Annotated in this window: 6 protein-coding genes; all 6 read right to left on the reverse strand. The window is 39.7% G+C overall.

Features of this window, described 5'->3' with window-relative positions; all coding sequences use genetic code 11:
* Nucleotides 1-10 precede the first annotated feature (10 nt).
* The 6 genes from WC222_06810 to WC222_06835 all read right to left on the reverse strand — a co-directional run bounded on the left by WC222_06810 (nt 11) and on the right by WC222_06835 (nt 25,439).
* The gene (locus tag WC222_06810) at nt 11-7,681 is read right to left on the reverse strand and encodes a hypothetical protein (protein MFA6916089.1); all 7,671 of its coding nucleotides are present in this window, start codon (nt 7,679-7,681) and stop codon (nt 11-13) included.
* Between the two features lie 107 nt (nt 7,682-7,788).
* Entirely contained in the window at nt 7,789-17,184 is a 9,396-nt protein-coding gene (locus WC222_06815) for a hypothetical protein (GenBank protein ID MFA6916090.1), read from the reverse strand.
* Nucleotides 17,185-17,916: 732 nt separating this feature from the next.
* Entirely contained in the window at nt 17,917-19,002 is a 1,086-nt protein-coding gene (locus WC222_06820; protein ID MFA6916091.1) for a LysM peptidoglycan-binding domain-containing protein, read from the reverse strand.
* Complete coding sequence (locus WC222_06825) at nt 18,999-20,828, reverse strand: phosphoenolpyruvate carboxykinase (GTP) (protein ID MFA6916092.1); 1,830 nt, start codon at nt 20,826-20,828, stop codon at nt 18,999-19,001. Before WC222_06825 ends, WC222_06820 begins: the two co-directional genes overlap by 4 nt.
* Nucleotides 20,829-20,832: 4 nt before the next feature.
* Nucleotides 20,833-21,915, reverse strand: a complete 1,083-nt coding sequence (locus tag WC222_06830) for a rod shape-determining protein (protein ID MFA6916093.1) — start codon at nt 21,913-21,915, stop codon at nt 20,833-20,835.
* Nucleotides 21,916-21,932: 17 nt separating this feature from the next.
* Nucleotides 21,933-25,439, reverse strand: a complete 3,507-nt coding sequence (locus tag WC222_06835) for an SNF2-related protein (GenBank protein MFA6916094.1) — start codon at nt 25,437-25,439, stop codon at nt 21,933-21,935.
* Nucleotides 25,440-25,775 lie beyond the last annotated feature (336 nt).

A 25,775-nucleotide genomic window follows, 5' to 3' on the forward strand; every position in this document is an offset into this window, starting at 1 on the left:
GGACGTTATTTTAGTTAGGGACAACCTGTAATTTGTTTTTGGTAAAATGCAGTAGTTTCTTGCACATGGATATTATAATTTGAGTATCCTGATCTAGGAGAGGGGCGTTCTTTAACTTTAAGTCGAGTTTTACTTTAAGTTCAGAAATACCCGCAATAGTTAAAAGCTTAGGCTCATCAATGAAGGATTTCAGTAGATTCAATGCAAGCCCGTCTCCATTCATTAAACTTTCTACCCATAATTTAAGGCATGCATTTTGCTTGTTCTGGTCTAGGTAAAGTTCATTATTATCTTCTGTTTCCTTCCAAAGAAATGAGGTTAAAATCATCCAGCCTCTTAATTTAGGTTCGATATCTCCAGGGGTATTAAGCAAGGAAATTTGATTTAATAGTAAATATTCAAAATAATTTTGTAATTGATGCGAATCTTCAATCCCCTTAAATACCTGGGTTTCAATACAGATATCTAAAATTGCCAGCAGCTCAAGTTCAATTCGGTCCTCTATTTCTCTATCTTTAGGTTTAGTTTGAATAAGTTTAGAGAGGATTTTCATCAATTTTTGTTTTAGCTGATCATATTTGAATATTTGTATGTGCTGTTTATCAAGAAAATGAAAAAGTCCTTTGCAGGCTGCATGAGGGATATAGTCTGATATGTCCAGCATCCGAAGGAGAGTATTAAAAATATAAGCATACATCTCAACGAGGCCGGGGGAGTCTGCTTTATAAAGATATGTTTGTAATCCTGCTAGCAGGCACATATGGATGTAAACATTTCCCCAACACTCCCTTGCTGTAGTATAAGTCCATATATTGACAAAGGCAGTACCTGCTTCATTTATTATTTCTTTCTGCGATCGACTATTCCAATCTAACAATGCGAAAGAGATGTTAGGGGTTATCCCTTTGATGTTATAGATCCTATTGCATTCGAAAATAAGGTTTGACATACAATAGAGTAGAGAATACTTGTCCACTGATTTTGAATTAAATATCTTACTCTGCATTTCTTTATATTTATTAATATTAGTATCTTCTCCGAGGCGATGGATTTCGAAATTCATCAATAGAATGTTGTAGGCTAAGTAGAGTCCTTTACCGTGTCTAGGAGTATGCGTTAGCATTTTTTGAAATAATGAAAATGCAGCAGCTGTATGTTTCTTTTCATTAGCGGGATAGCGGTGCGCTTGATCTATTTCAGTTTCCAAAAGCAGGAGAAGGAATGCGAATTTTGGATCGTTTACCCAATAGTACCTGCTTAGGCTTCCCGGCTTATAAATGGATGAGAAGTGAATAGAAATATTCTGGGTCAGTGTATTGACTACACTGCATATCACATTTTGGTTGTAATAGGATGCATCGCCGGAAGAGTTTTCAACCAATAGTTCGGCAATATGTTTAAATACAAAATAGCTTTTGTTCGTGGAATGATGGACGATTACCTTCGGATTGCTAAGAACTTTCCTCTTAAAAAGCACATTAGCAAATGTTTTTGCACGTAAATTAAAGCCGGAATCTGACAAGGAGATTAGGAACAAATGAACAAGGACTTCAAGTTTATATCTGAAGCCATTGCTGTAGGAGGGATCATACATATTTATACTTAAACAGTATCCCATGGCATTTTCTATCAATTCTTTTATTTTAGAATTATTTGCCGGAGTTTGCTGCTGTTCTCTAAGCTTGCAAATACTTTCAAGGGGAATTAACAATTGAACGAGGATTTGGGAGTTGCATGAGGGTGGTGGTTTATTTTCTATAATGCAGGAACTAATATGTTCGTGCATACTCTGGGGAAGGATGTCTAAGAGGCTCCGCGGATTAGCAAAAACTTTGCTGGGATGATTAATACTGCAGTGCACTAAGCGGGAACATTCAATGGATAAATAGGTATCATTCGCTAGTGTAAAGATATTTCTAAAAGAAGTTTTTCTCTCTTCCATAGTTCCATATTTCATTGTAGAAGCGAATATAGAATTCAGAAAGTGGCTGAAAATAGGGAGGAGGTTATCGCTAAGTGGGGAGGCTTCAATGATTGCAGCATAGATTTTCTCTACAGTCATTTCGATGAAATTAGGCCACTCAATGGGGTTATTAAGATTAATAGTATTTAAAAAGAACTCCACCTCTTTGAACAGAATTTCTGTCTCCAGAGTAGTATCCGGGGGGTTATGGGAAACAAGAACCGCAAATTTTTGGAAACCAAGGCATAGAAGGTTTGTGCCTAAAGTAAAATTTATCCCGGTACGATGGGAAGGGTGTATTTGCAAGAAATAGAAAAGTGATTTTGTCAATCTAGACATGGCGACAGGCTTGCAGGTATTAGGGAGAAGCTCGCAAATGGTAGTGTAAACATTTGAAAAAGTGTTTACATCGGTGTTTTCAAAGTCCCTAAAAGCGAAATAATAAAGCCTGTGAATCGAACGGCTTAAGCAAGCAGGATGTGATTTACGTAAATAATGAAATGTAAGCCAGAAAGAGGAGATGTTTTCTTCAAAAGTGGTGAGTCTAATTTCTTGACTGTCTGTATCTAAGTTATTTAAGAAGAAGCTCAAAAGGCGATGATATTCATTATTCAAAGGATAGAGCTGATTTTTCAAACACAAAGATAATATGCCCACAGCGATAGGGATAACTCTGCGGCATAACTTCTCATCATCCATAGCAGGATGAAAGAAAAGCCTTTCGAGTAAGTCTTTAAGAACACTTATATAATCTAAGTTATCCTTCAGGGCATTATAATACTTAAGATTTAACTGGAAGAGGTAGTCTATGAATGCAATTTGACTTTGTGCACCAGTAAGATCATAACATTGCTCAAGTGCATCTAAAGTTTTTTTATCAAGATCTTGTGCGTTTCCACTGTTTAAATTGTAATATTGCGACGGGGTTAAAAATCCTTTAGGGCTTAATAATACATCTAAGAAAAGATTGTTCAACTGATTCATATGACTAGGCATATCTTTGAAAGGACTGAAGGTAATTTCAAAATCGGTATGTATTTTAATTTGCTGAGTAAAATCACGTGAAGCCAAAATACGGGATACAGTTACCTCCACAGCAGCCTGGATTAACTTAAAAGCTTCTGTAAATAATAGAGGGTGGTTATTGAAATAGATAATGAGATGCATCATCAGGGCATCATAGAAAGGGTCTGTGTGGGAATGGGCGGAATGGAGCATGTCAAACAAGGTATTATACCATAATGAATCCAAGCGGGCTTGTACTGATTTGCCTAAGGCCTTATGCAGTAAAGGAAAAATATAGGGACAGTTTATGACTGCAGAAAGAGGTGCAGTTTCTTCTAAAATATTAAAAACGTAAGGTGCAAGTATTTTAGGGATCTCTTTAATATATTTTGCACAGTAGGAGGATATAAAACTGATTTGAATTTCTTTTGCTTTTTGAATGTCCCCATTTTGGAAGGTTGCTTGGACGATCCAAGGGAAAAATCCTGCAAGAACAGTCTGTTTATAGAGGGCTTTTGATTTTTCAAAGATCTTAAAAAGATGGATGGCTAATTGCGCATCTAGTTTCTTTGGCCATTTTGTAGCATTGTCGAAGAGAAGGTCTATGGATTGTTTATTGTATTTAGGATGCTTTTCAACCGTTATTAAAATATATGCGCAGCACACAATCAATACATTTTGATAGTTCTTCTGAAAAGCAAGCGGAATAAGAACTTGTAAAATAGAATGTTGCAGCGCAGGTTTAAATTTATAGCGTCCTGCCTCGTTAAGCACTTCAAGAATAAAATCTTCGGAAGAAGCTTCTGTGCATTGGAAAAGTCTACAAAGGATATTTCTTCTTTTGTCAGGAGGAATCGTTGTCTCAGCACGGAGACACTTAAATAGGTCTTTAAGGCTGTCAAATAAACTTATGAGTTCTGAAGGTGCATGAAGGCCAAGTGCCACAATAGTTTGATTTGATGTTGGCTGGGAAGATGTCTTCCAAATTGCGAACGTATGGACTGCTAGAGTTTTTTTTCCTTTGTGTTCAACCCATTTCCACAAGCAATCCCAATCGGAGCCGTTCAAAAGAGGCGCGTACTTTTTTATGAGATCCGGCATTTTGGGGTGGGTAAAAGTAAAATCTGCCCAAAGTGTTCTAAGAGAGATAATTTTGCTTTCATCCGAAGATGTTTCATTATTAGAATCCAGCAGGTAAACGATTAACTGGTTATAGTCATTATTTTTCAGGGCTTCGCTTAAATTATATTCGTAGTGTTTCGTTATGCGTTTGTCATTAGGAAATAGGTGTTTGATCGAAGTGAGGAATTTCCAAGGGATGAGATTATTGCCATTCAATAGTAAAGAAATAATCTTTAATAGGGGTTCGTACTCGTCAGTCTTAGCAGCACTTTTCTGAATATTTTGTTTCTGTGCAGCGCGTACAACCAGCAGGTGCAGAGCAGGGTCATCAGGTATTTTCTCCATAAATGCCAGCATAAGACTAAAAGTTTCACAATTGCTAAATGAAGGAGTGGCATTTGCCGTTTGGAACCACTCTAAGTAAACATTTGGATTAGCTGAAATCTGCTGTAGGGCTAGGGAAATATATAATTCTCTTTGGGATGTCGAGAAAGTCTTCATTCTATTGTAAAGGCTTATGAAAGTGGGATTAGCAACTGTAACATTCTTAGAGGCCTCGATTTGGAGCGCTTCCAGCAGGCAGTCTGTTTTTAACTCTTCATAAACTAATAAAGCGTTTTCCTGATGAAGTTTTGCATCGTCTCTATGTCTTGCGGAAAGTAGTAGATGATTGGAAAAAGCAGACCATTCCTTGGACGCTGGTGTATGTGCTTTCAAAGTGGCCAGAGTTTTTGCTATGGCTGTGGATAGATTTAGTGATTCAAGAGTGTCTTCTGTTACCAATGTACGGGCAATTTCTAGAAATAGAACGTAATTAGATTCATTGATCAGATTGCTATCCCTTTTCAGGGCAGGTGTTAGTAGGGGTGTTAATGAAAAACTATTTCCCACGTTCTGAAGAAATTTTATCGTTTCATTTCTCAGCAGATCAATTGCAGTGACATCCTTAAATAAAGGGTGACTTTGAGCCTTCAAAAGAAGAGCATATAGTTTAGGTGCAGAGGGTTGTATTTCGGTGAACTTTTCGATGATTTTCAAGATGACACGATATACTTCTAAATTATTTTCTGAGGGGATCGGAGTTACCGAAAGCCAATCCGTAGCCATTTCTGATAAGGCATAAAGGCATCTTTTAGATATAACTTCAGGTGTTTCATCATCTAATAAGATGAAAAGACGCCTCCAATAGTTTAAATAAGATGGCACGAGCTGTTTGAAAAGCCTGCTCTTGAATATTTCTACAACGGATGCAAATTCATTTTTCCAGGGAAATTTCGATCCCAATTTTGATATTTCATCGGCAAGCAAAATGCCTTGTCGACAAGATTCTTCCAACTGTTGGGGATTTTGACTATTGAATGTCTTTTTTAATTTAATGAAAGCTTTTAGATAGTTGTCTCGAAGGGGTGCCTCCTCAAAGGAAACGTTAATCGTCCGATGTGAACATAAATCATATAATTTGCACCAACAGGAAATCTTATGTGATGCACTAGTCATAAGGAGTCTAAGTTTATCGGATAGATATTTTAAGGAAGTTGTATCTAACGTCCCTTGGTTTACAGCAGTCTGCAATTCATCAATAGCGGTTTCAGGATAGTAAAAAAGCATCCTGCAGATGAACCTCAGTTCAAATGCGGGTTTTTCAATCAGCTGGACCCTCCACAGTTCAAACGCAAATGCACTGAGTTGCGGGTCTCCGCTATAGGCAAGAGCAAGCATCCAACCCTGAGGAGTACACTGTATTAAATACCCTAAAATGACGGAATGCATATGTTTCGGGCTGACTGATAATAATAACGATTTTCCGACTTGTATTGCTGTTTCACGTATCAGAGGATGATTTGCATTCATCACATGCGGAAGTATAGTCATGCATAAGATTTCTTCAGCCTTCTGAACCCCTAGAGCGCGCAGCTGCATTAACAAAGAAAGGGCGATAAGTTGGAGTATCTTATTTTCAGGCTTGCCCCAGCTCTGAACTTTGGCTAAAAGGGCTTCAGCTTCAAATACAATGCGCTCTTTGTATTTACTAAAAACCGGGATTGTACTTTCTGTTGCAATGGATAAAGAAAATACAGAAGTAAAAATATCTATCAAGAGGGGAGAGTATTCATCTAAAAAAAGATGAACCCTTTCAGTAGAGGTAGCAAGGGCGTTTGGGTCCCACTCCAACAAGATTTTAAAGCCTGTGTCATGAATGAGCTCAAGGAAGGGTTCATCGAATATTTTTGTAAGATGGACTTTCGAATTGTGCATTGAGGGGCATGCCAGCATAAGCCCAATACTTGCATTTAACATCAGAGCTATGACTGAAGCAGGAATTCCGCTATGCCGTGCATTGAAAAGGGGATCACTAGCTTGGGTGTTTTCCGAGAACAACTTTTTGAATGCAAGTTGAGTATAAGGTTTCAATCCTTTTTGAAAATTTACCTCCCTCTCGCAGATGAGCTCAAAGGCTAAGAATAGAACAAATTTTATCTCGCTAGTATTGTCTGATTGCTCGTTAGTAATGTCTGAATGGCTGATCACATGATTATGGATGTATTCTGCAAATTTGGAAGCCCATTTTTTTTTATCATGGGATTTATTGGAAGCCCATTTATTTTTATCTTGGGATTTATTGAGAGCCCATTTTTTTTTATCTTGAAATTTATTGGAATGAGCGAACAAATAGGATGTCAGCATAGAACGTTTATAGCATTTGTTTCCGTTAAGAAAGCCCCAAATAAGGCCTAGAAGGGCGAGGTAATTTTTATCAGCGGCCTCATCATCGTACATGATTTTAAGCAGTAAGTCTGCAAATGCGCGCCGGTGGCTGTTGGGGTATCTGCTAAGGGGGGTAATATGTAATTTGTCTTCATATAAGCTTGTGGGTGTAATAGCAAAATGGAACGCACTATTTCTAAAAAGTGAGAAATTATCCTCCTTATAATACCCTAAACCATAATCAATACGGTCTTCAGGGATTTTAATAAGCAGATTGGGTTCTTCTTCTGATATGGAAGATTTGAGCTCTTTCCCTATAAATGCACAAGCAGCTGTGTTAAGAATGAAGAGCTGTTTTTGGGTTACCGGCTTGGAAAATTCAGCGCGTATGTCTAAATCTTTAGGTAAGACATCAAGGCGTTTTTCGGTGTTTGCATTCAATAAGGATGGCACCTCTATCAGTAGCTCCCTAACATATGTCTTTCCTGCAGCTTTTGGGGAGGTGGAACCGATTATCTTGAAATGTTTAATGGGGTTTCCAAGGGCTATAGAGGCTTCATATTGGGATTTTAAGAAGTCCGAGATCGTTTTGGAATTGTTGGTAGATTTTAAGGTGCGATTTAAGATGCTTTGAAGATTGATCTCAGCTTCTTCCAGGGCTTCTTCAGGAGGCAGAGGCTTTAAATATTCGGCTTTTAAGGAATAGGTTTCATCTAAATAGGGGAGAGCGTTTGCAATTTCCTGATCTTCTGGTGTTTCAACGGGATGAAATTTACCTTTATGTACTATAGGGATAGCTTCTGCAGAAGGAGAAGAAGATGAGATTAAGGGATTTTGATGGATAGGGGAAATAGTAGAGACGGCCGAAACAATCGTTATAGACATGATATTCCGTTATCTTTGTTATATACTCAATTGAACTTATAGAATCATCAAGATATCCTTTAATTTTATTTTTTTGTACTAGCCTTCTTAAGAGATCTTTAGGGGTATTACTTCTTGTTTTGTTCAATTATATGCCCTACTACCGCTGCAGATTGATTAACAATCATAAAATTGTTAATGTGAGTACTGTTACCTCTATGATACATAAAAATGGTAATATGGTTTTGAATGAGGGAAAATTCGTATTTGTTTTTCTTAAGAATTTCTAGGATAGTGGAGTTTGTTGTAAGGAGTTTATAAACAAATTGAGCATATACCCCTTTCTTATCATATAGATCTAAAAGCCATTTGGTTAATAACTTCGCCTGAGTTAGCCTATTTTCCTGTACTCTGGACCACGCCGGTACAGAATCAATGTCATAACATAAAAAGCCCGTAACTCTGCCGAGGTGGGAAGTTAATTTATTCTGGGCATCCGTAATTTCAGGATAGGATAGAAGCTCAGTAGCGAATCTTATGGCAAGACTTAAATGCGAATAGAGTCTGTCATAACCTTCCTCATCGTCATAGACGCCCTGTGTGATAGCTCCTAACGTTACTCCTAATATGCATTTTAAGGGTTTGAAACGCTGGTCTTTCGTACGCGTTGCAAAGGGTTCAGAATTTCCAAACGTATGCCATTTAGACAGGATTTTGACTAATATTTTTATACAGGCTCCACTCTTCATTTTTTTAAAATTAAGAGGAGATTCTAAAAAGGCATTATTGAGAGAAGTAAGACATTCTTCAGACGAAATAGTGGTTGTTTCAATTCTCTTAAGGTAAGCATTGAAATACTTTTCAAATAAGTACATAAGAGCATGTGGATCGTTGGAAAAGACCTCATTCTCGAATGAATACAATAAATTTCCTTGGATAATAAGGTGCTGCCAGGAAAGATCTTTTCCAAAGAATTTCCAGAGGTATTTTAAAGCCGATTTATTCAAATTCATTTGCTGCTGCATCATTTTTTCCTGAACGTTTTCTTTCAAGAATACAAGCCGCCCTTTGCAAATGATAAAAGTGCAAATACATTTAATGATCGGCACATGTTTGAGGTGTGTATCCGAAATACATTCTAAATAACCCTTCAGTAATTCGACATGGTTCAAAAATCTATCCGGATCACTAATTGCTGCATAGTTCATTAATACGTGTATTAAAGCATAGGGGAAGATACAGGGATCTGCACGGAATATCACATACGTATCTTTCAAGTGTTTGTAAGCAATTTGTAAAAATCTAGAAGGAGATTCTTCGGATGTAGCTAAAGCTGCTTCAAGCAAACCTAATTGGATTGCAGCCTTTCTGTTTCTATTCCAATAGACTTTTGTCAAGGAGCCGGGTTTGCACACATCTTGCAAACTAGGGTGGTTTCTATGGGTGATCTTTTCATTGCTTGCAATGCCTTCCAGGCTTTCGATGAGTTTTTTTGCTTCTTCATTATCGCTTAAGAGATGGGTGAACTGTATTGCTTGGATAAATAATTCAGGTTGCTTTTCTAGAGGGAGCTGTGAATATAGCTTTAAATAGAATTGAATTTTAGTTGCACGATTTGCAGCGGAAGAAAATTCGCGTTGGACTAGCAGATAGTGCAAGGCCTCAAGTTGGTTTTTGTTTAATAGTTTATTATTTGAAGCAACTTTCAGATACGAAAGTAACTTTTCACTCACTACAGTCTTACAAGCTATGAGCGCTACTATTGCAGGGAATAATACATCCTTTGTAATAGCGTCATCCACTGGTGGTGATTCACCAAAAGCGCGTTCAAAATACTCTATTCCTAGAGGCGTCAACAGCGGGTCATTCATTTTTAACAATGCAGCAGAAGCAAGTAAGAGATTCATCCCTATGGAACAATCTGTCATCCCTAATATCAGTGCAACAGGAGATAGATTAGCCTTGAAAAGTTGATAAAGATGCTTTTCAAATACTGTTTTAAGGAGTTTCAATTCCTTCGGTGAATAGTTTTGTTTGGAGCTTTCTATGAGACAGTGGGTAATCTCATCAAAGTATTGTGCTTCGTGGACTGTTTCTATTATAGCTAGGTTAATTTTTCTGCATTCCTGTGTGAATTCAATGATCCATCCACGAAGCATCATCAGCTCTCTTGCATGCTTGCTGAAATCGATGTAATTCTTGGTAAAATGTAGGAGTGCATGCAATGCGAAGTCATGCTTTTCAGAAGGTTTAAGGAGGGAGGAGAATATTTCCAGAACTTCATGGGTCGGAGTAGGAAGATGAAATGCTGTGTTTGATAGCTGTCTTATGATGTGAAGATAGTGTGTAGAGGGTAAGAGCGCGCAGTTTTCCCAGAAATTCGGCTGCTGGCTTAAATTACGCAATAGATATTTCTGATATCCAGGAGCCTCTGATTGCTCACTTGTATCGTATAAAGTTCTTACAACTACTTTGAACGCTTTGGATGTTTGAGGCAGTGAAATGGGACATGTACTGCAAAAGTGGAATAGCTTTTGTAGCAGTGTGATTTGCTGCTGTTCCTGCGGTAAATCTAAGAATTTTCTAGTAAATATAGTTAATAGAGAGGAAACGTTTTTTCTATAGAGAAGGAGTAACTGCAATATATCTTCAGCCATTTCTGGAAATGGGGCTGAACGCGCTGTAAGCAGATCAAAAATGAGATTAATATTTTCAAGGCTGAGGGGATAAGTGCTTTCTGAAGAGAGGAGAAGTTTAAGGATCATTTGGGTTAGAAAAACAACTCTCTGGTCTTGATTTTCAAAGGTTTTAAGAATCTGCAAATATTTGAGCGCACGATCAATTTTCTTAAAATGACAGGCAGATTGTCCTGCAAAGCAATACAATGAATAGGCATGTTCAAGCGGAAATGACTTAACTTTACTGAAATACTCTTCGAATTCATTAAAGAAGCCTTTATTAAGCATATTCTCAAAGGACTGTATGTATATGCAGTTATTGGTATTTTGAGGGATGTTTTCAAGAAGATAAGAGAAGGTCCATTCAAAAGAATGCTCATTATTTTGCAGGAATGTTTGCAACTCAGAATAAATGCGATAAATCCATTGACGTTTTGCCATATTGGAGGCTGCATCATTAAAGAAATCTGCCCCTTTTGCAAAGTGGATTAGGTCGCAGCCTAAGGCAAATTCAGCGGACTCTTGAGGCTTTTTAAGTACTTCAGAAGTCAAATTCAAGTATAGAGGTGTGATATCAGGATGAGAAATACTGATACACTGTATTTTCAGAAAATGAAGGAAGCGAAATACAAGGGCATATAAGGAAGTTTGTGACGTTTTGTCGCTATTATTTTCTAAAGCGTGCTGAAAAACAGTATCGCCCTGTTTGTAGAGATAGGCAAAAACAGCTCCCAGGGTATGGTTTAAATCAGCTAACGCATTTTCAGATTCAAGAAGGATGGGACATTCAGCATAAATCTCACATAAGCTTATATAAAGAAAAGAATATTCAAACCCTCTGAAAGCAGCTTCTTTGGTGGTTTCATTAAAAAAAGTTTTTGCTTTGTCATAGACTTCCCTCATGACTTTTAGAGGTTTGCCTTCATAAGTCAGTAAAGTGAAATAGAAGGTGTCATACATGTTAGAAGGCAAGTGCTTTATTATTTTCCAAATAATTTGATCGAATTGGTCTTTACTAAGTTTTGCCAAATACCATTGCAATACAGCGACAGAGAGTTTTTTTGAAAGTGATGCATGAATATCCACTGCAAATTCCACAAGGAACTGAATGATCTCAGGATCATTTCCCCCTAAACAGGGATGGTTCATTGTTAAGTCAATCACTTGGAGAAGGATTTCTTTACGAATATCATTCTCTACGGAAGTGTCAGCATTCAGATGGCTGCATTTTTTACAGATAGCAATAAGACACTTGGACAATACCCTCAGAAAGTCATTATATTTTGTTGACATGATGATGATATTGGTATGCGGGAGGTAGCTATAGTAATCTGTAGGGGAGAACATCAAAGCATCTTTAAGAGAGGACAAATAGGATATGCAGCCTTGGGCTAAAGAGACATGGCCGTCTTCAATAAGATGGGAAGGGTTCTCAAGGCTATTTTTGCATTTTGAAAAGAAAAAATAATAGGCTTGTAATAACTGCATTCTATCTTGAATATGTAACGCCTCCCCCTTAACGGCGTTATCAAGAAAACAACTGAAATTGTAATAGAATTGATACGGGAATTCCAGTTTGTCGATTTTGGCACGCAGAAGACTAAGTGCGTGGATAAGTATGCCTATTTTATTTTTCCCTAAAGAGGGTTTTTTGAAGCAGTAGTTGATAAGTGAAACGATGGAATGTTCAAATACTGCAGGCTTAGACTCTAAAAGATGGTCAAAAACACGCCAAAAAATAGGGATATGATCTTCAAGTGATTTTTTTTGTGGTATTTCTTCTTGCAAGAAGAAATAGACAATTTCAAGATACTCCGGCGTAAAAGCAAATCCTTTTTCCTTGGCAACGGCTAAGATTCTTTTACAGGACACATTATATTCAATGAATGTTTCTGAAGAAGTGGCGTACAGGCTAAAGAAGATGTGGTCTAACAGTGTGATGATATCATCACAAAAAGTATCATAAATATTGAAAGGGGTGTCTTTTAATAGCGGAAAGAGGACTTTTTCAACACTTTCAAGATGTGGGGAAACAACCTCTTTCTCCATTCTGAATGTGCGGACAAGAATATTGCAAAGGAGAACTTTGTTTATAGTCGCTTGTTTCTTATCGGATTGCCTATTAAGCAGGGTTAAGATTTCGTTGAAGTAGAAGTTATAATTTGCGATATCTTTATGTACTTTTAGCACGCTTGTAAGAGCTGCAAAGATATTAATCAGAGTATTTTGCTGCAGTAAGAACTCTGAATGGTTAGTAAATAATTTTAAATTTTGTAAATTTATTCTTCTTTGGTTGTCTTTTGACAAGCTAGACGTATCGATAAGGATGTGGTGCAGTAATACTTTTTGGAGCAGTTCTTTACGTTTTTTTTCACGCTGAGGATCTAGCTTTTGTATTCCGAGCTTTACTAAGACTAGAACGAGTTGCGGGTGGGAAAAAGGTTCTTCAGATGCTTTTGATATTACTTCTAAAAGCGGATGAATTGCTTTATCTGCAATATGCTCAAATGCCAAAGCTACTTCAAATAGCGCGGACATTCTGCCTAATTTTAACTTATTGATTGGAGTTTCTTCCCCAAGATCAACGTGGAATAGCCAATGGAGGGTATTATGCTTTGGGTTAGGCGTAAAAGATCTGTTATCCAGCAAATAGCGTAAGAATAGCAGCAATTGGGTAGCGTTATAAACACCGGGAGATGTAGGCCAGTCATGTGATAAATAAGGATCAATATGTTTCTTCAGAATAGCCGGTGGAATCTGACCTCCTTTAAGCAAAGCAGAGGTATGAGTTATGCAAACTTCAAGAAGAGAATAATAATTCCTTGTTAAGGCATATTGTATAGCCTTGGTGTAAATATTTGTTTTGATAGCCTCTGTGGTTTCCAAGCTATCACATAATTTGAGCCAATCCAAAAGAAGGCTTTCTTCACACTTCTTCTTAGTTAGAAAAATGAAGATTTTACTTATTAAGGATGGAGGGATCTTTAGTGCTCTCAAAAACGTTTTACATTGATCCAAGTTATTTAAATAAGTTAGGGAGTCCTCTAGACCGCATTGGATAATTCCTTGAAAGACAAACTCATTGCAAGGCAATCCTGTGCCTTTCCATACTGAATAAACGTCTTTGGCTAACTGAGTTTTTGCGGTAGGGGCAACTTTAATCCAAATATACTCCCAAAGGTCTGATGAGATCTGTGCTTTGTACTTTAATAGAGTAGAATTCAGTTTAGTAGGGACGAGTTGTCCGTCCTCAAAAATAAATCTAAAGGCTTTTTCGATGAGGACAAGATCTTTGCAATCAAAGTATTTCGAAGTAAATAGGCTTACAGCTTCAAAAGGTTTTCCTACGCTTATAATGTCTTGGAGTGCTTTTTCCGCACAACCTTGCCACAAGTCTTTTATTTCAGGCACAGCAAAAGGATAGATAAGTTCTAACAAAGTCCAGCTAAGTGAAGAAGAGTTTTTCAGGATTAATCTTGTAGCTTTGGAAGCAATCAGGGGAGTGAGCGTGGGGTTTTTGTTGAGTAACAAAGATTTTAATAGTGTGCTGATCGTATCTATAATAGGCTTAGGATTTTGTATAACTAAGTTATGAATGCATTCAAACCATGGTTCTGCCTCGATAGGGGGTTGTAATGCGCAGGAAAGGCACCATTCGGTCGCTTGTGCTATGTATTGGGGTTTGTTAAAAAAGAGATGCATGCAAGAAGTAAGAAAATTCTTCTGATCTGATGACAACTCTTTATATTTGCTGCAAAGTTCCAGTAAGGATTTGTAGGCTTCCGGCAGCCCTTTTGCTATTTCAATTTCCACAGCTTCCAAAAGCAGGCCGTTCTTGAGTGTATATGCAGCCATTTGAGCATGCGTAAGGTGTAATTGTTGGTCCGAATGGCGCCTTGCTGCTAGTGTAAGCGCATAGCTTAGATGATGCCATTCTTGCAGGTGAGAGAGGCCATTTCCATTATTCTGAAGGATCTCTTTTACGCCATTAATAGCTTCTAAAGAGCCTTCGGAAAGTAAGTGGGAGATCAGCCGAAGACGGGCAGCAGGAGATAATGAGGGTATAAATGCAATTTTGTTTTTAATAGCTTCTTCTAAGAGCGGAATAATGGGAAAATTTAAACATGCGGGTGCTTCGAAAAATGCAACAAGAGGGCTTATAAGACAGTTTTTTTCTTGTATGTCATTAACTTGTATGTCTTTGAATAGTGAATGCCCTATGCAAACCTTTAATAACCGATATTCCCGTTCAGAACCTTTTATATGTGCATGCAGCTGTTCAAGCACAAATACAAGGAAACTCCTCAAATGTTTTTCTTCATTCTTCTGAAAATTAGTAAAATTCAACCAACGGATAGCCAAAGCGGAAATAGAAGAAAGTACGAGTTTGTTGACAGGTTTATTAGGAAGGTTTTTTTCCAGAAGTATGAAGAAGCTTTTCCAAACGCTAGCCAAGTCAGCTTCCATCCCTGTAAAAATTCTGGAAGACAAGATTTGGGCAGCTATTTGACACACTCTTTGCCAAGGAAGCTTCTCACAGATATCAATAAGAAAGGCTCCTAAGGCATGAATTTCTTGACGAAGCGCGTACTGATTGTTTGTATCTTTAGCTTTTTTGTATTCACGATAGAAAGCACTGTAGTAGAGAAGAATTTTATCCTTGAAATCTTCAGGTGTAACTTCTAGATCAATAAAAAGATCCTCACAGTTGTCTGATATCACTACCCAATGCGACAAAAATAAGGGGATGTTTTGTGTAAAGGTCTTTAACTTTGCCTTCAATTCTGTCTTTAAATCGTTATCGATCAAACCTTCGCCTTTTCTATATGCATCAAGACAATCCAAACCTTCTGCAGGAAAATAAACCATCAGGTCTAAAATAAAGCGTGTATTAAGGTCGTTAGATAGCGACGGGACGTCTTTCCAACGATTTTTGGCTATTGTTACGAATTTCAATACTTTTGTTGCAGCTAAAGCCCTTAGCCATTTAGCCAAAGTGTAACATTCTTGTAATTCTATCTTCACTAGGGTGTGAAGGTGCGTTGGCGTTCCGGATAGAAGTAAATGGGTCGCTGCTTTTAAGGTTAGGGTACGTAGAGTTTCATTGTCGCAGGAAAGCAGGGAAGGGATAGCATTTGAAAATATCAAATCTTCAAGCCCTTTCACACCGATTGCATGCATTTGTATTATTAACGAAAATCCTACAAATTGGAGAAGAGGTTCATTTGACTTTAATAAAGCTTCTGCTCTTTCCACACTCGATGGATCTACAGAGGGCAATTGATCGGCATATTTTTTTAATAAAGTTATCTCAAAATTATCCTCTAAAGATGGACAGCAAGTATTTCTAATGATGGCGATGATTTCATCTTTTGAAGAGTTGACAAAGGGTAAAAGAGTTTCCTGTATATTTGAAGGGACATCGAGAGACCATGATAGCATCCAATGCAATCCTTGGGGTGTTTCAAGCTGAATATGAGGTGCATCATCAAACAGGCAGGATAACTGATAGGAATAACCTTCGTTCATAACTTTGGAATCGGCATGGGAACCCCAAACAAGTCCTACGCCGCACTGAATAAATGTGCTAATAATAGAAGCGGGCAGCCCTTTTTTACGCGCACAGTACAACCAATGGTCTGAAGAGGGGGCTGTTATCATTAAATTCATCCAGGCACTATCAATCAAGCCTTTGCTAAAATTCACTTTAACTTCCGGAGATGCATTTTCTAGTAAGCTTTCGTACTGCAGGAAAAATATTAGACGCGTCTCTGTATTTTGGTTGAGATGCCCTTTCAAGCTATTATTAATGTTTCCGGCTATCTTGCTTGGCCATAAGCCCCACTTATCTTCAAAATGGAGGGCATGATTTCTAATCCAGGATTGATAAAGGGAGCGATGATAGCATTTTTTGCCTCGTACGATTTCTGAAACCATCGTAATGACAGCAATGTAGTTCTTTTTATCAGCTTCTTGTTCGTCCATCACGTCGATCAATCCTAAAGATTGATCCACATAAGCTTTTAAAGGGGCATCATGCGAACACAGCAAGACCAGCTCAATTTGCCCTTTTGATAATGCCTCAGCATTGAGGCCCACTTGAACGGAAGTCCGATCAGTCAAACAAAAATCTTTAAAATTCCCATACCCATATTCAATAGGAATAGAGGAGTCGCTTTTTGGATATTTTCCCCCTTCAATTTTTAGGACTACATTAGGATCAAAGCGAGACGGGTTATTATTTAAGGTTGTTTGCAAATAGGTATTGGCTAATGTGATATGCGCTTGGACTTGATCCTGGTTCACTCTGTGCCTTGTTTGAGCACGCACGTCTAAGTCATTAGGTTTTGTTTCAAGGTTTTGACGTCCCTGTGGATCCAATAGAGAAGGCAATTTTCCTTCTTGAAGGAACTTTTCATAAAAGGTTTTTCCGCCGTAGCTGAAAGTGGAAGATCCGATATATATATGGTAAACGATCGGGTTCCCTTCTTTTACGGATTGATGGTATTGATCGTTAAGGAAATCGCGGAAAGTTTTAGCTTTCCCTTCGACCATAAATTGTATTGCTAAACTTAAGAGAATATTAGCTCTGAATTCTCTTAGAAATTCAGAGGAGGGGAACTTAGTTTTGCAATAATTTTCATTTAATCTACGTTTTGAATTTAATATTCTATTTTCTTTTGCTTCGGCAATTCTGCAGTCTGCAGGAGTTTCTTTTGGAAAGAAACTTTTTCTATTTTCTAATGTAACATTATTATTTACTTCTACCCGCGTAGAAGGATTTGCATCTGAAATAGGGGCAACAGGAGAAATACTATTCCCAGAAACGATAGTTGGAGAAGCCATATTATGATTACATTTATTATTTTTAGCTTAGACATTATCGTACTGAAGTTTAATTATGTCAATCTTGTTACTTTTTAGTTTATTTTTATTTTGTTATTAAAAAGAGAATTAAAATGATGTTTGCGTTTGTGAATTTGGCCAAGCAAATACTACAGAATGAGGGAAAGGGTGGATTATGCTTTTTTTCCCTCATTTACGTAGAGTATCCGCAGCTAAAATCACAGAGCCAAAGCTTCAAGATTAATGAGAAAAGATATATTCATATGCATTTTAGACATATTTTCCCCGTTTAGTGCTAGTATACTATACATATCTTCCGGTTCTATGTATATTTTGTCATTTCTACTGTCTTTAGAATGGGGAAAATTTATGTTTCTTGAAAATTACCAAATTTCCTATCTCTTAAGAGCCCATGACTGTCGCAATAAGGCTTCACAATTTCTAACTATTATTTATTAGAGGTAATGGATCGAATCGTTAAACTACAAAATAGTAAATTTTTTAAATGTTGCTAAGGTAAAATTGTTTTAATAATATTTAAGCATCATGAATTTTATTAATGGGGTAATTGCAACGAAATAGTGATGTATTTGCTCCGCTTGTTTGTAAGCCGGAGAGAAAGGCCAATGGTATTGAGTCGCGACCGTCACTATTGCTGTAATTACTATCAACAAAAGAGAAGGACTGTACTCCCTAAAAAGCAGCCTCTTCTATCATTGCATAAGGATTGGATCAGTAAGGAATAACTATGGATGTGCCTGGCTGCAATACAGCATTTTCAGTAAGGCTATTGGCTTTTAAAAGTTTATCTAAAGAGACATTAGACTTCTTAGCTATTTTCCACAGATTATCCCCTTGCTGAACCACATATTTCTTGTCAGGCGCTTTAACAATCAGTGAGTTCAAAATTGCTGTCTTATCTGTGTATGTGCTGAGTTTTTGCATTGCCAAAGCCTTCACTTCCTCGCTCCGTGGGCTTGCTATCATACTGAGAATAAACTTTATCGTGAGCGCATTTTTATCGGAAGAAAGCCGCAATACCTTTAACACTTGTTCATCCTCTAAGCGTTTGAAGGCAAAATAGGTCTCATATTGGAGTAAAAGTGCAGCTGCAGTGGGAGATCCGGCGTCGATATAATCCAGCAAGACTTGCTGCCTTGTATCAGCCAAAAAATTCTCCGGGATATTATCTAATGAATCCCAGTTACCCTCTTGTGCCATATTCAACAAAGTTGTCTTTTCCACTTTTGGAAAGAGCTTTTCTAAGCTTTGAAATGAAGGCGTCAGCATAAAGGCTTGAACAAGGCTTTTTTTCGCTTGAGGGTTGTCTTTCAACAATAAGAACATCCCTTTTGGTGTTAAGGGCCATAGCTCGTTTTTTCCAAAATCTTGTAGAAGGGTAAATTGCTGGTCGCTAAGTTTTGTAAAGAGGGGAATAGACGCAATCCCTAGATGGACGATACGAAACGAAGGCGCTTTTCCTAAACCGCGCTGGATATCAAAAGCGCGTTCATTAACAAGTATCCCTAAGGCTATGTCGCGTATTTTTAACCCATCTTCAATAGGCTGCTTATCTTTGAGCTGAGAGACCAACTGCTCTAAGCTTAAATTGCTTAGTTGAACGTAAACAGTTTTATTGTTTAAGGAATTACTCTTCAAAGTTGTGGGACGCAATGCCTGGGGTAAGGAAACATTCCAGTTGTCTAACTGATAAAACGCCACATAACCGATCAAAAAGATATTTAGAGCAATGCTTAAGATAAGGGCAATGCTAAGTCTTCTAAATGTTTTAATCTGTGTATGGGCGGAAGGGATCACTCGTCATTCGGCCTATGAGCAGAAGTTAAACGGTCTTTTAATGCTTGTAATTCATCTTTCAGGCCTTGTGGAAGCTTGTCTCCAAAAATCCTGAAATAGTTTTCCAGTTCTGTAACCTCATTCAACCACAGCCCGGTGTCAATATGAGATAGCTCTTTAATATTATTTTTGGGGATGTCAAGACCTGTCGTATCTAATCCGTCCTGTGCAGGAACAATACCGATAGGCGTTCTCTCAAACTTACCTTCGCCGTCGCAACGCTCAAAGATCCATTTTAATACGCGGGAGTTCTCTCCATATCCTGGCCATAGGAATTTTCCTTCCGCATTTTTCCTGAACCAATTTACATGAAAAATAGCCGGAAGCATAGCTCCGTGGTGCTGGCCTATGTCAAGCCAATGGTTGAAATAATCGCCCATATTATATCCGCAAAAAGGAAGCATGGCAAAAGGATCGTGACGGAGCTTTCCTATAGTGCCTGCCGCAGCAGCAGTCATTTCTGAAGAAACCCCTGCACCCATGAAGGTGCCATGTTGCCATGAAAGGGATTCATACACTAAAGGTACAGTGTCGCCGCGTCGTCCGCCAAAGAGAATAGCTGAAATAGGGACGCCTTTAGTGTCGTCCCAAGCCGGATCTAATACCGGGCATTGTGAAATAGGAGCAGTAAAACGGGCATTAGGATGGGCTGCCTTGCTGCCGCTTTGAGGTGTCCAAGGTTTGCCTAGCCAATCCGTCAGTTCTTTAGGGGGCTCGGGCGTCATCCCTTCCCACCAAACATCCATATCAGGTGTTAAGGCCACATTAGTGAAAATGCTATTCTTTTCAATGGACTTCATGGCATTGGGATTGGATTGCAGGGAAGTCCCGGGAGCTACACCAAAAAGACCGGCTTCAGGATTGATGGCATAGAGTCTTCCGTCGCTGCCGAACTTCATCCAGGCAATGTCATCGCCTACAGTTTCAATTTTCCAACCGGGAAGGGTAGGAGTCATCATGGCCAAATTGGTTTTTCCGCATGCGCTGGGGAAAGCAGCCACAAAATATTTTTTTTCACCTTTAGGATTGGTAATCCCCAAAATGAGCATATGTTCTGCGAGCCAACCCTCATCACGTCCCATTACAGAGGCGATCCTTAGTGCGAGGCATTTTTTTCCGAGCAGTGCATTGCCGCCGTAGCCGCTACCGAAAGACCAGATCTTCCTTTCTTCAGGAAAATGGACAATGTATTTTTTGTCGGGATTGCACGGCCAAAAGCTATCTTTTTGGCCAGGTTCTAAGGGGACTCCTACGGAATGCATGCAGGGGACAAAATGTTTATGGCCTAGTGTTTTTAAGACAGAGGATCCCATGCGGGTCATCAAACGCATATTGCATACGACATAAGGAGAGTCAGTTATTTGCACGCCAATATGAGCAATGGGTGAGCCTAAGGGTCCCATGCTAAAGGGGATGACATACATTGTTCTGCCATGCATACAGCCTTGGAATAATTTATCCAAAATCTGTTGCATATCTGCAGGATCGTGCCAATTATTTGTGGGTCCGGCATCCTCTTTTTTCCGCGAACAAATAAACGTCCTTTCTTCGACCCTTGCCACATCGTCCAAAGTTGACCGGCAAAGAAAACTGCCGGGCCGCTTTTCGGGATTCAAAGGCGTCATCATACCGGAGGCTGTCATCTCAGCAGTAAGCTTATCGAATTCTTGCTGTGATCCATCACAGATGTGAATATGCTCTGGCTGGCAAAGTGCTGCCATTTGTTCAATCCAAAGTTTAAGCGCTTTGTTTTGAATGCTTTTTTCGGTGATGACGTAGCTTGTCATAATCTTATAGAGCCCTGTTTTTCTTGAATTTATCTAGGTAGTCTAAGGCCTTTCCTGCGCCTAGGCACACTGCCAATAGAGGGTTAGGTGCAATAATGACAGGCAGGCCTGTTTCTTTAACGAGAAGTTTGTCTAGTCCTTTGATCAGCGCACCGCCGCCGGCAAGGAGCATGCCGCGTTCGACTAGGTCAGAAGCTAGTTCAGGAGGGCATTTTTCAAGCGTAATTTTGATAGCTTCGATGATTTGCTGAATAGGTTCTGCCAGACATTCGCGAATTTCAACGGAGTTGATCCGTTTAGTCACAGGCAAGCCGGCGACCTGGTCTCTTCCGCGCACTTCCATTTCCAGCTCATTACCGCCTAGAGGGTAAGCGGAGCCGATAGTCATTTTGATTTCTTCAGCAGTCCTAGGACCGATCATTAAGTTATATGTGCGGCGCATGTAGTTGATGATGCATTCGTCGAATTCATCGCCAGCAATGCGGAGCGATCTGGATTCCACGATACCGCCCAAAGAGATGATAGCGATTTCTGTGGTACCGCCGCCGATGTCGATAATCATGTTCGCAGCAGGATCGTGCACAGGGAGGTCTGCGCCGATAGCAGCCGCCATAGCCTCTTCCATCAGGATGACTTCTTGTGCGCCGGCGTGCAACGCAGAGTCTTCTACCGCTCTTTTTTCCACACCGGTAATTCCTGAAGGGACAGCGATAAGGATTTTAGGACGGAATAAGCTGCGCGAGGGGGTGACTTTTTTAATGAGGGCTTTTAGCATGCCTTCAGCAATTTCAAAGTCTGCGATTACACCATCTTTCATGGGACGGACGGCATGGATTTTGCGTGGGGTTTTACCAAGCATGGCCTTAGCTTTATGTCCTACAGCTAAGACTTCGTTAGTTAGGGAGTCGACAGCAACAACGGAGGGCTCCGCTAAGACTATGCCTTTACCACGGACGAAAATCAGTGTGTTAGCCGTGCCTAGGTCGATACCGATGTCATTAGAGAAGACGCCCCGGAAGTTGGTAAGTTTTCCGAAAGCCCTTTTGAGAGCCTGAGTAAAACCTGATGAGTTTTTAGAATCCTTCATGAATATTTCCGCCTTAATTACGTTTGGAGAAGCTCCAACACCTCTTCCCAAGTTAGTTTTGCGATCGCTTCCTCATCGCAACTGATAACCTTGCGCACTAACCCCTTCTTGCGTTGCTGGAGCTCAAGGATTTTTTCTTCGATGGTGTTGAGTGTAACGAGTTTAATCGAAGTGACACTTTGTTGCTGCCCAAATCTGTGCAGTCTGTCCGTCGCTTGATTTTCCACTGCCGGATTCCACCACATGTCAAAGTGGATGACCGTATCAGCGCCGATAAGGTTAAGACCTACGCCCCCTGCTTTTAGAGAAACTAAGAAGACAGAGATATCGGGATTATTATTAAATCTGTTAACAATATCTAGACGATCTTTGCACGAACCATCCAGATATTCAAAAGTGATGCCCCTTTGAATAAAATCTTCCCTCATGATGCTAAGCATACGTGTATACTGACTGAAGATGACTGTTTTATGGCCGCCTTGGATCAGCGTTTGCAATAGCTCAATCAGCATGTCGTATTTGGCCGAGTCGCCGGGTTCCATCGTTTCTTTTGCAAAAATTGCTGGGTGGCAGCAAATCTGTTTCAAACGGGTAAGCGTGGCCAAGACATGGATCTGAACGCGGTCAAACCCTTCTTTCTTCACCAATTGAGATAGCTCTTCCCTAGCAGAAGCTGCGTAGGAGCGATAAAGTTCGCGCTGGATCTCAGAAAGATGGCAATGATATACGATTTCGGACAAGGGTGGAAGTTCTTTTAGCACGTCTTTTTTCATGCGGCGCAGAATAAAGGGAGAGACTTTTCTGCGCAGGGTTTCCATTGCCTTAGTATCCCCTTGCTTCGGCGCGCGGATATATTTTTCCACGAAGCGGTCATAGGAGCTAAGCAGTCCCGGCATCAAGAAATCGAAGAGGCTCCATAGTTCATCCAAGGAATTTTCAATGGGAGTTCCCGTCAAGATCAAGCGGTGAGGAGCTTGGATCAGCTTCACTGATTTAGCATTCCTAGTGCCGCGGTTTTTGATATGCTGGGCTTCATCCAAAATAGCATAAGAGAAAGGAATCGCTTTATAATGGTCTGTATCTTTTTGGAGCAGGCTGTAAGAAGTGACTACAACATCCCACTTGTTCGCATCTTGAATAAGTTTTCGCCTTTGCTGAGGAGTCCCGTCAACAATTAGGATTTTCAGTTTGGGATTAAACTTATTAAACTCCTCCTTCCAGTTGTAAATGAGGGAGGTAGGGGCGACAATGAGGGTTAACGCATGAGGTTCATACAATTTAAGCTGCGCAATAGCAATGATGGCCTGTAAAGTTTTACCCAGGCCCATATCGTCTGCAAGAATACCATTCAAGTGCATGGAACGGAGTCTTTCCAGCCATTGTACACCTTCAATTTGGTAAGTGCGGAGTTGAGCCTTTATTTCTTCAGGGATCGGGCTGGATTCCATTTCACGTGTTCCAAGCATCTGTTCTTGTATCTGGATGAGTTTTTTGCTCATCGAAAACTTAATAGGAAGCCCGTTGAAATGGTCAAGATCGATATTTGCAAGGCTCCATAGAGGGCGAAGCTCTTTGTGATTGGAAAGCTCTTTTATACCGAGCTCATCAAAAATCTGAACGACAGGACTAAGCCGCTCGAGATCCAAAACAAGGATCTTCGGCAGTTTACCCCCTTCATTACCGTCACCGGAGCGGCGTAATTTGCCGCCGGATCTCTTCTCCAGCTCGACATAAGAGCGCTTCATGCTTATGCATTCCCAAAGCTGCTCAACGCCTATGCCATGAAGGTGCCCATCTACTTTGACAGTCACTTCGTAGCTGTCGACTCTATCCGATTCTTTTAACGTTAAGGAAAAAGAGGAGTCGTCATAAACGAAATGCTCTAGAAGGTTAGGTGGTGAATTGAAAATGACTTTTTGTTGATTCCGAGGAACAACTTCAGTCATAAATTCAATAATCTTTTTCTCGCTGCGAGCAAAGTAGGCTCCATGGACCGGATCGTAGGTGAAACCTTGGAAAAGGTCGTCTAAAATTGCTTGTTCTTCGGTAAGGTTTCTGGCCAGGATACCCTGATCCGTAACGAAGGTATCGATATGTTCAATTTTAAGCTGCCCATGTGAAGCGGGGACTTTTGTGTCGTTATAGAGGAAGAATAGTTTAGTTTCCAATTCACCGCTTAAGTAGCTAATTTCGCATTCTGCTTGAAGTTTGGAAACAAAAGGCATTGTGACAAAACGTTCAATAACTTCCTTATTCAACACTTTTCCATAACGCATAAGTTCGGATAAAGAGTTCTCCACAAAGGTGCCGAACAATGGTTGCGGGATAGCCAAATCGCCGATGGAGATGAGGTGGCGCAAATGTTTGCGTTTAATGACTTCGGGAAAACGGTAATAAACATTTTGCGAGATCACACCGGGGCGTGCACAGGGGAAATAGCTTAATCCGTGAACATTTAAGGGGGACTCTTCTTCTAAATGGACCGTCGGTTTAATCAATATAGCAGGGACGGGGGTTTCAAGGTATTCCAATGAAAATTGGAGTTGGGAGCGTTGCGAAGTGATACGCAGCGGTTCTTCTTGCCCGTTTTGGTAGAGGCAAGGCATGGTCATCCAAAGCGCTTCTCCATCTTCTTTAGTGGAAATAGATGTGGGAAGTTTTGCCAGCGATATATCATAGATATCAGCCAGTAAATCTCCTAGGACCTCCACACTGATGTTAGCATTTCTAGCGCTTTTATCCTGCTTACCTTCAATGGGCTGAGCAAAATTAAGTAGGCCTTTTAACAGCATACTGCCCACAGAATCAAAAGAATCCAGTGTAAATAGATAGCGTCGTGTTCCGATGTAAAATGCTTCCCGGTAACGGACGGCATTAAGGAACTCGGCAATGTTAGGCACTAAAACAAGCTTGGATCGGTAGGGTAAGCGTAGTGCGACCTGCAATTCAGCCTGGGCATTAGCAGCAGAAGTGTCCGCAGGCAAAGTAAAGATAATTGCTATTTCAGCATTGTCTACATTGACTTTGTCGTCCGGAACAAAATACGGCGACGTGCCTAGAACCTTAGCTGCCTTAGTATATTCCTCCAGCAACTCTTTCTGGAAATGCTTATCTTTGCGCTTTTCTTCTTTATTATGCGATTTGCGTATGGCCTCGCGGAAGTCTTCTTTTTCTTCTTCTTCTATCTCGACAGAAGTTTCGACATCATGATTGGAAGAAAATTCCACCACCAATTTGTCATAGCTGTGTTCCATAAAGAATATTAAGGCTGCAAGATGCTGACAATCAAATGGATTGGGGCAATTACATTCAGAATCCGCCAACGTCGAATCATCTAAATTGACTTCTAATTCACAGGCGTAATTGTGTTCAAAACTGCCTGTAATTTTGCCCGCTAAACGTACGCGGTGCGGCGTAAGTTCAGCGATTTTTGCCTCCAAGATACCCTGGCGGTCGTAAATCCCCTTGCCTTCTTTAAGCAGGGCAGGAGAAAAGTCATGCTTAAGTTTACGAAAATTCAACATTTGTCAGATCCATCGTCGCTTGAGCTAAATGGCGGAGTATAACCATTGACTAACATCATGTCATTACTTTTTAACAAACTTAATGCCCCTTCCCTAGGTGCTCTAGGAGTATTTTTTTATTCTTGAAGAAAAGTGCTTGTGATAAATGTGCTTCCCTGTGTAAATTCTTGCTATTCCCGATGATGAAACGAAAGTGAGTCAAAGGTAAGATAGCCGGATGAAAGCCGGCAAGTTATTTAGACAGTGCTAGATAGGTAAAGTAACAATAAATTGTCATACTGTGCTTGTGCGGTGACGAAAGTCATCGCAAAAATAAAATACCATTCAAGTTTTTTA

It is taken from the genome of Parachlamydiales bacterium (assembly GCA_041671045.1).
Lineage (GTDB): Bacteria > Chlamydiota > Chlamydiia > Chlamydiales > JABDDJ01 > JABDDJ01.